This window comes from Protofrankia sp. Cr1, assembly GCF_963555865.1.
Taxonomy (GTDB): Bacteria; Actinomycetota; Actinomycetes; order Frankiales; family Frankiaceae; genus Protofrankia.
In genome coordinates this window covers 1-6,614 of the sequence record NZ_CAUVXO010000164.1, presented here as the reverse complement: position 1 = coordinate 6,614, position 6,614 = coordinate 1, and the positions used below count along the sequence as shown (strand labels likewise).

Below are 6,614 nucleotides of genomic sequence, written 5' to 3'. Positions count from 1 at the left end.
TCAGCCAGCGTCTGCTGCGCAATGGCGAATGCCCGGTTGGAGCGGGGCAGGCCGCTGTACAGCGCCGTGTGCAGCAGCACCTCACCGATTTCAGCCGGGGTGAGTCCGTTGCGGATCGCGGCACGCACGTGCATTGCGATCTCGTGGTCGGCGCCGAGGGAGGTCAACGCGGCCAGCGTCACGATCGACCGGTCCCGGCGGGTGAGACCGGGCCGCGACCAGACCTCGCCCCACGCGTAGCGGGTGATGAAGTCCTGAAAGGGCGCGGTGAACTCGGTGGTGTTCGCTATCGCGCGGTCCACGTGTTCGTCGCCCAGGACGGCGCGGCGTGTCGCATAACCCGCGCTCAACGTCGCGTTCCCGGCGACGGGCCCCGCACCGTCCGGCGGGCAGAAGTGCTCCAGCAGGAGGCGTGCGACCTCGCCGGACCGCTCGACCGTGGCGAGGTGTGCCGCGTTCCCGAGCACCTCGAACCGGGCCCCGGCGATACCGTTGGCGATCGTCTGTGCGTGTTCGGGTGGGATGGCCGGATCGTCGCTCCCGGCGATGACCAGCGTCGGCGCGGCGATGCGAGCGAGATCGGGGCGCAGATCCATGGTGGCGATCGCCTCGCAGCACTGCGCGTAGGACTCCGCATCGGTGCACCTCAGCATGGCCACGAGCGCCGCCACCAGGCCGGGGTCGCGGGCCGCGAGGCCCGGTGTCACCCAGCGCTGGACGACTGCCTCGGCGATCGGGCCCAGCCCGTCGCGTCGCACCGTGGCGGCACGGGCGAACCTGGCCTTCGCGGGCGGCAGGTGGGCCGACGTGCAGAGCAGAGCCAGCCGGGCGATCCGCTGCGGATGGTGCGCGGCGATCCACATGGCCGTCATCCCGCCGAGGGACAGACCGGCCAGGTGGACGCGGGTGATGCCCAGATCGAGCTCGATCCGGTCCAGCACGGCCAGGACGTCGCGAGCCAGCTCGTCGATCGTGCACGGCTGGCCGGGCTGGCCGGGCTGGCCGGGCGGGGCAGCGGGTGAGCGGCCGTGGCCGCGGCTGTCGATCCGCACGACGCGGAACCGCTCGGCGAGGACGGCGACCTGCGGATCCCACATCGCGGTCGACGTGCCGAGGGAGTTGAGCAGCACCAGCACCGGTGCTCGGCGCGGCCCCTCGGCGAGGGAGTGGAGCGTGACGGTCATCGGTGTCGTCCCGCGAGATAGTGATCGACGATGTCGCCGGCATGGCCGACATCGGTGCTCGGCCGGACCCGGGCGTCGATTGCCTGCATACATCGTAGATTGTGACTCATAGCGTCGCGGTCGACGTGCAGGTCTGACAGCGATACGCGCAGTCTGGCCGCAGCGCCGCCCGCCACGTTGAGCAGCGCGGTGAGCGGTGCCCACTCGGCGTGCCACGGACCGGCGCCGCGCTGCAGCTCGCCGGGCATCGCGGCGAGAAGGGTTGCCACCAGGCCGGGCGCCTGTGCGGCGGCGGCCCGGGCCGTCACGGCCGCGATCGGGTTCTGCTTGTGTGGCATCGCCGACGATCCGCCACCGACGCCTTCGGCCACCTCGCCGAGTTCGGTCTGGGCGAGCAGCACGATGTCGGTGGCGATTTTGCCGACCGCGCCGGACGCCGCGCCGAGCGCGCCGGCGAGTTCGGCGATGCGGACGCGCTCGGTGTGCCAGACCGTGCCCGGGTCGGTCAGCCCGAGTTCATCGGCCAGGGCGGCGCGGACGGCTGGACCGCCCGGATACAGCGCGGCAAGCGTGCCGGCGGCGCCACCCAGCTGCACGGCGAGGTCCTCCCGTACCGCCCGCAGGCGACGGCCGGCTCGGTCGAGGCCTTCTCCCCAGCCGGCCGCTACCGCCCCGAACGTGGTGGGCACCGCCTGCTGAAGCAGCGTTCGTCCGGCCATCGCGGTGTTTCGATGGTCGCGTGCGAGCACGGCGCACGCGTCGGCCGCGCCGTCGAGTCCGTCGCCGACGACGGCCGTCGCCCGGTGCGCCACCAGCATGGCCGCGGTGTCGAGGATGTCCTGGCTGGTAGCGCCGAGATGGACGACCGAAGCGGCGTGCTCATCCGCGGCTTGCGCGAGCGCGACCCGAAGCCGGCGGACCAGCGGGATCACCGGGTTGCCGTCGGCGGCGGCCTGCCGACCGAGCTCGTCGGGATCGTGGGCGGCTGCCTGCGCGCAGGCAGTCTCGATCTGCGTCGCCGTCGCACCGTCGATCAGTCCTACCGTCGCGCAGGCACGAGCCAATGCGGCTTCGACGTCACACAATGCGCCGAGCCAGGCGCGGTCGTCGGTGGTGGCGGCGACCGCGGTCGCACCGAAGATCGGATCCCACAGGGCACTCACCGGTTCACCGTCCTGGTCGCCCAGCATGATCGCACCGATGTCTTCGCCATCAGATCGCGAAGAACGGGGTCTCGTCGTGACCCTGTATCCGGATGTCGAAACGCAGGCCGCCGTTCTCCTGCTCCACCGCTGTCAACAGGCGCCGCTGTGCAGGTTCGAGCCCGCGCAGCACCGGATCGGTCGCGTTGGCCGCGGCCTCGTCGGGGAAGTAGATCCTCGTGACGAGGCGATGCAGCAGTCCGCGCGCGAGGATGGACACGTCCAGGTGCGGCGCCTCGGTGCCACCGTCGCCGGCTGGCAGCGGCCCGGGCTTGAGCGTGTGGAAGACGAACGTGCCGTCGGATTCGGTCGGGCATCGGCCGAATCCCCGGAACCCGATGTGGGCACGGGCGCCGCGCGGATCGTCGGGGTGGTTGAAGCGTCCGGCGGGGTCGGCCTGCCAGATCTCAATGAGGCCGTCGGGGACTCCGTCACCGGCGCCGTCGATCAGCCTTCCGGTGATCCTAAGCAGGCCCGCGGTCCCGGGGGCGACGACATTTGAGCCATCCGCCCAGGCCAGCACGATGGCCAGGTACGGCCCGACGGTCTGCGACGGTGTCGATCCGAGCAGCTCAGTCATCGTGCGGCTCGTTCTCGAAGGGGGTCTGGTCGCGTCCACGCAGCACGATGTCGAACCGGAAACCGAGCGCCCAGTGGTCCGTCGTCACATCGTGGTCGTAGGACGCCACCATCCGCGCCCTGGCCTTCTCGTCCGGGACGGAGTTGTAGATCGGGTCCTGGACGAACAGCGGATCGTCCGGGAAGTACATCTGCGTGATCAGCCGTTGAGCGAAGGCCTGCCCGAAGACCGAAAAATGGATGTGCGCCGGCCGCCAGGCGTTGTGATGGTTCTTCCAGGGGTATGCCCCGGGCCTTATCGTGGTGAACCGGTACCGGCCCTGGCCGTCGGTGACCGTGCGGCCCAGCCCGGCGAAGTGCGGATCCAGCGGCGACGGCCACTGGTCGCCGACGTGCCGGTACCGGCCGCCGGCGTTGGCCTGCCACACTTCGAGCAGGGCGCCCGGCACCGCGCGGCCACCCGAGTCCTTTAGCCGCCCATGGACGACGATCCGCTGCCCGCACGCTTCACCTCCGTCGTAACGGGTCAGGTCGTCCTCGCCCGGCCCGACCCGCTCGGAGCCGAACAGCGGCCCGGTGACCTCCGTGAGCCGATGTGGCAACAGGTGCAGTGGCCTGGTCGGATGGCGCAGCGCGGTGCTCTTGTACCCCGCGAACGACAACGAGGGGTGGGTTCCCTCGGCGTCCACGCGATAGCCGGTCGGCATCCGCAGCGGCTGCGCTACGTCCACGTCCACGTCGTTCATCGGTATGACCATCCTTGTGCGTAGGGCAGCCCGGTGTAGTTCTCGGCCAGCGACGTCGCCATCGCCGTGGACGACACGACGTAGTCGAGTTGAGCCAGCGCGAGCTGCTCGCCGAAGGCGTCGCCGTCGGGCGAGCGGTGCAGCATCGAGGTCATCCACCAGGAGAAGTGGGTTGCGCGCCAGACTCGGCGCAACGCGGTTTGGGTGTAGGCGGCGAGCAGGTCGTCCCGGCCTGCGGCGTAGTAGCCACCGAGCGCCCGGGACAACAGGCGGACGTCGGCCACGGCGAGGTTCATCCCCTTCGCGCCGGTGGGCGGGACGATGTGCGCCGCGTCCCCGGCGAGGAACAGCCGGCCGTGCTGCATCGGCGTCACCACGACACTGCGCATCGATGTAATCCCTTTGTCCAGCAAAGGGCCTTCGGTCAACGCGAAGCCTGTGTCGTCGGCTAGTCGGGCATGCAGCTCCGCCCAGATCCGATCATCGGGCCATTCGCTGAGATCCTCGTCGGGCGAGACCTGGAGGTACATTCTGGTGACGCTCGGTGAGCGCATGCTGTGTAGCGCGAAGCCGTTGGCGTGCCGGGCATAGATCAGCTCGTGCGAGGACGGCGGCGCGTCGGCGAGGACGCCGAGCCACGCGAACGGGTAGCTGCGTTCGTAGCTCACGAGGTCGGGCAGGTAGCTGCGGCTCACGCCGTGGAACCCGTCTGTGCCGATGACGAAGTCGCAGTCCAACACGTGGCGCGCGCCGTCCTCGACGAACTCGATGCGCGCCTCCTGGGGGTCGAGACCGGCCAGCGCGACGTCCTCGATCTCGAATCGCACGTCGCCACCGGCGTCGAGACGCGCCGCGATCAGGTCCTTCACGACCTCCTGCTGCCCGTAGACCATGATGCCGCGACCGGTGAGCGCGGTGAAGTCGATGCGGTGGCTGCGCAGCCCGAAGCGCAGCTCGGTGCCCGTGTGCACCAGGCCCTGCGCGTCCATCCGTTTACCCACGCCGGCCTCGCGCAGCGTCTGGACCGTCCCGTGCTCGAGGACCCCGGCGCGGACGCGGCGTTCGACGTAGGCACGGTCCCGGCGCTCGAGCACGACAGACTCCACCCCCTGCAGATGCAGCAGGTGAGCGAGAAGGAGCCCGGCCGGCCCCGCGCCGACGATGCCGACCTGTGTGCGCATGCGGGCAGCCCCTTCGCCGGTGACCGATGTCGGATCTCGGATGTCGGATGTCGGATGTCGGATCAGCGTGCCCCAGACTCGACCGGCGTAGGTCTAGACTTCCGCCACCCGGAAGACCTCTTCGAAAGCGACACGCGATGAGCGGCAGGCAACGTGCGTCCGGCACCCAGCGGGTCCTGGCGATCCTCGACTGCTTCTGCGCCGACCGCCCGACGCTGGCGCTGTCCGAGATCAGCCGGCTGGCCGGGTTGCCGCTGACCACCACGCATCGTCAGGTGGGCGAGCTGGCGCGCTGGGGTGCACTGGAACGTGATCACGACGGCCGGTACCGCATCGGGCTACGGCTGTGGGAGGTCGGCGCGCTGGCGCCGCGCAGCATCGGGCTGCGCGAGGCCGCGCTGCCGTTCCTCGAGGATCTCTACGAGGTCACCCACGAAAACGTCCAGATCGCCGTACTGGACGGGCCGGATGTCGTCTACGTGGAAAGGATCTCCGGCCGGCAGGCGGTACACATCGTGAGCCGACCGGGCAGCCGGTTGCCCGCGCACGCGACGGGCGTCGGACTTGTGCTCCTCGCCCACGCGTCCAGCGACGAGATCGACGCGGTGCTCGCCGGCCCGCTCAAGCGCTACACCGAGCACACCCTCACCGACCCGACCCGGCTGCGCCGCACCGTGGCAGAGGTCCGCCGGACCGGCTACGCGATCAGCGACCGCCAGATCGAGACGGTCTCCGTCTCGGTCGCGGCACCGGTCTATGACTCGACCCGCACCGTCGTCGCGGCGCTGTCGATCGTCGTCGCGGCCAAGGCCGGACACGCTCGACGCTACGTGCCGGCTGTGCTGGCCGCGGCGCGCGGGATCTCCCGCCACCTCGGTGCCGGCCGCGAGAACATCGCAGCTGTCGATTGACCGCACCGGCGAGGTCACCACGGTGGGGCTGTTCCGGCCGGCCGCCGGTGGCTGAACACGATCGGTATCGTCAGACAGGACTCCACGTGCGATATACTCGCGACAACGCGATGGCCGCGCTCATTCTTGCCTTTTTTGCGTGTATGTGGTTCGGCTGGGCGCAGGAGAGACCGCCTTCCTCGTGGCGGCGGCCGCTTCTCATTGGCGCGATCGCGAGTGTGATCCTGGTCGTGCTCGGTGCGCGGGTGTCGTGGCAGCTGCGGTCGAGCAGTTCGGTATTCAGTGCGTCGGAAGCGTCGCGTCGCTACGGCATCGTTGTTCGGGTCGAGACAGTCATCGCCGCTGTGGGATCCACCGCGATTTTCTCCAGTGGCCGGTCCGAGTATCTGGCTCCCTGGATCTGCCTGGTGGTGGGTGTGCACATGTGGCCGATTGCGGCCGTGCTGCGTTCACCGTCGTTTCTCGTGCTCGGCGGAGTGCTGACTGTGGTCGCGGTGTCGGCCGTTGTCGTGTCCGGGCACACGGATGTCGCCGCAAGCGCCATCACCGGTGCGGGTGCGGGCAGCGCACTGGCGTGCTTTTCCGGGGTGAATGCAGCGCTGGCCCGCTGGTCCCGTGGTTGACAACGCAAAAGCAGGGCGGGTTCAAACGGTCATAGCGACGCTCTGGATGTGTTCGGCCATATCGTCCGTTTTCTCGACGAGCACCAGTGAGTCACGCCAGCTCGACCTGAGTCGACTCCGCCCGGCGACGTGCATCTCGAAGCATCGTTGCCGCCATGTCACCGTTAGAGCGCCCGGCAACAGGGGCG

At 69.8% G+C, this 6,614-nt stretch carries 7 protein-coding genes; 2 read left to right on the top strand and 5 right to left on the bottom strand.

What is annotated here, in order from left to right; all coding sequences use genetic code 11:
- The 5 genes from pcaD to U9980_RS14260 all read right to left on the bottom strand — a co-directional run.
- A partial coding sequence (gene pcaD, locus U9980_RS14280; protein WP_322768365.1) for a 3-oxoadipate enol-lactonase occupies window positions 1-1,184 on the bottom strand: 1,184 nt, incomplete at its 3' end.
- Window positions 1,181-2,374 carry a 3-carboxy-cis,cis-muconate cycloisomerase gene (pcaB, locus tag U9980_RS14275; RefSeq protein WP_322768364.1) on the bottom strand — a complete coding sequence of 398 codons (1,194 nt, stop codon included), beginning with the start codon at window positions 2,372-2,374 and terminating at the stop codon, window positions 1,181-1,183. The genes pcaD and pcaB, both read right to left, overlap by 4 nt.
- Window positions 2,375-2,396: 22 nt before the next feature.
- Window positions 2,397-2,966 carry a protocatechuate 3,4-dioxygenase subunit alpha gene (gene pcaG / locus U9980_RS14270; protein WP_322768363.1) on the bottom strand — a complete coding sequence of 190 codons (570 nt, stop codon included), beginning with the start codon at window positions 2,964-2,966 and terminating at the stop codon, window positions 2,397-2,399.
- Window positions 2,959-3,672 carry a protocatechuate 3,4-dioxygenase subunit beta gene (gene pcaH / locus U9980_RS14265; protein WP_416210276.1) on the bottom strand — a complete coding sequence of 238 codons (714 nt, stop codon included), beginning with the start codon at window positions 3,670-3,672 and terminating at the stop codon, window positions 2,959-2,961. The genes pcaG and pcaH overlap by 8 nt, the downstream gene beginning before the upstream one ends.
- A 35-nt stretch (window positions 3,673-3,707) precedes the next feature.
- The gene (locus tag U9980_RS14260) at window positions 3,708-4,892 is read right to left on the bottom strand and encodes a 4-hydroxybenzoate 3-monooxygenase (RefSeq protein WP_322768361.1); all 1,185 of its coding nucleotides are present in this window, start codon (window positions 4,890-4,892) and stop codon (window positions 3,708-3,710) included.
- 137 nt (window positions 4,893-5,029) lie between these two features.
- Here U9980_RS14260 and U9980_RS14255 point away from each other — a divergent pair, with 137 nt between their 5' ends.
- Both U9980_RS14255 and U9980_RS14250 read left to right on the top strand, forming a co-directional pair.
- Window positions 5,030-5,803, top strand: a complete 774-nt coding sequence (locus U9980_RS14255) for an IclR family transcriptional regulator (RefSeq protein ID WP_322768360.1) — start codon at window positions 5,030-5,032, stop codon at window positions 5,801-5,803.
- Between the two features lie 86 nt (window positions 5,804-5,889).
- Window positions 5,890-6,426: a hypothetical protein gene (locus U9980_RS14250; protein ID WP_322768359.1), complete on the top strand. Its 537-nt coding sequence runs from the start codon at window positions 5,890-5,892 to the stop codon at window positions 6,424-6,426.
- Window positions 6,427-6,614 lie beyond the last annotated feature (188 nt).

Coding starts and splice junctions, on each gene's coding strand:
- pcaH (WP_416210276.1), bottom strand. CDS start 3,672: ATGCCGACCGGCTATCGCGTGGACGCCGAGGGAACCCACCCCTCGTTG.
- pcaG (WP_322768363.1), bottom strand. CDS start 2,966: ATGACTGAGCTGCTCGGATCGACACCGTCGCAGACCGTCGGGCCGTAC.
- U9980_RS14260 (WP_322768361.1), bottom strand. CDS start 4,892: ATGCGCACACAGGTCGGCATCGTCGGCGCGGGGCCGGCCGGGCTCCTT.
- pcaB (WP_322768364.1), bottom strand. CDS start 2,374: ATGCTGGGCGACCAGGACGGTGAACCGGTGAGTGCCCTGTGGGATCCG.
- U9980_RS14255 (WP_322768360.1), top strand. CDS start 5,030: ATGAGCGGCAGGCAACGTGCGTCCGGCACCCAGCGGGTCCTGGCGATC.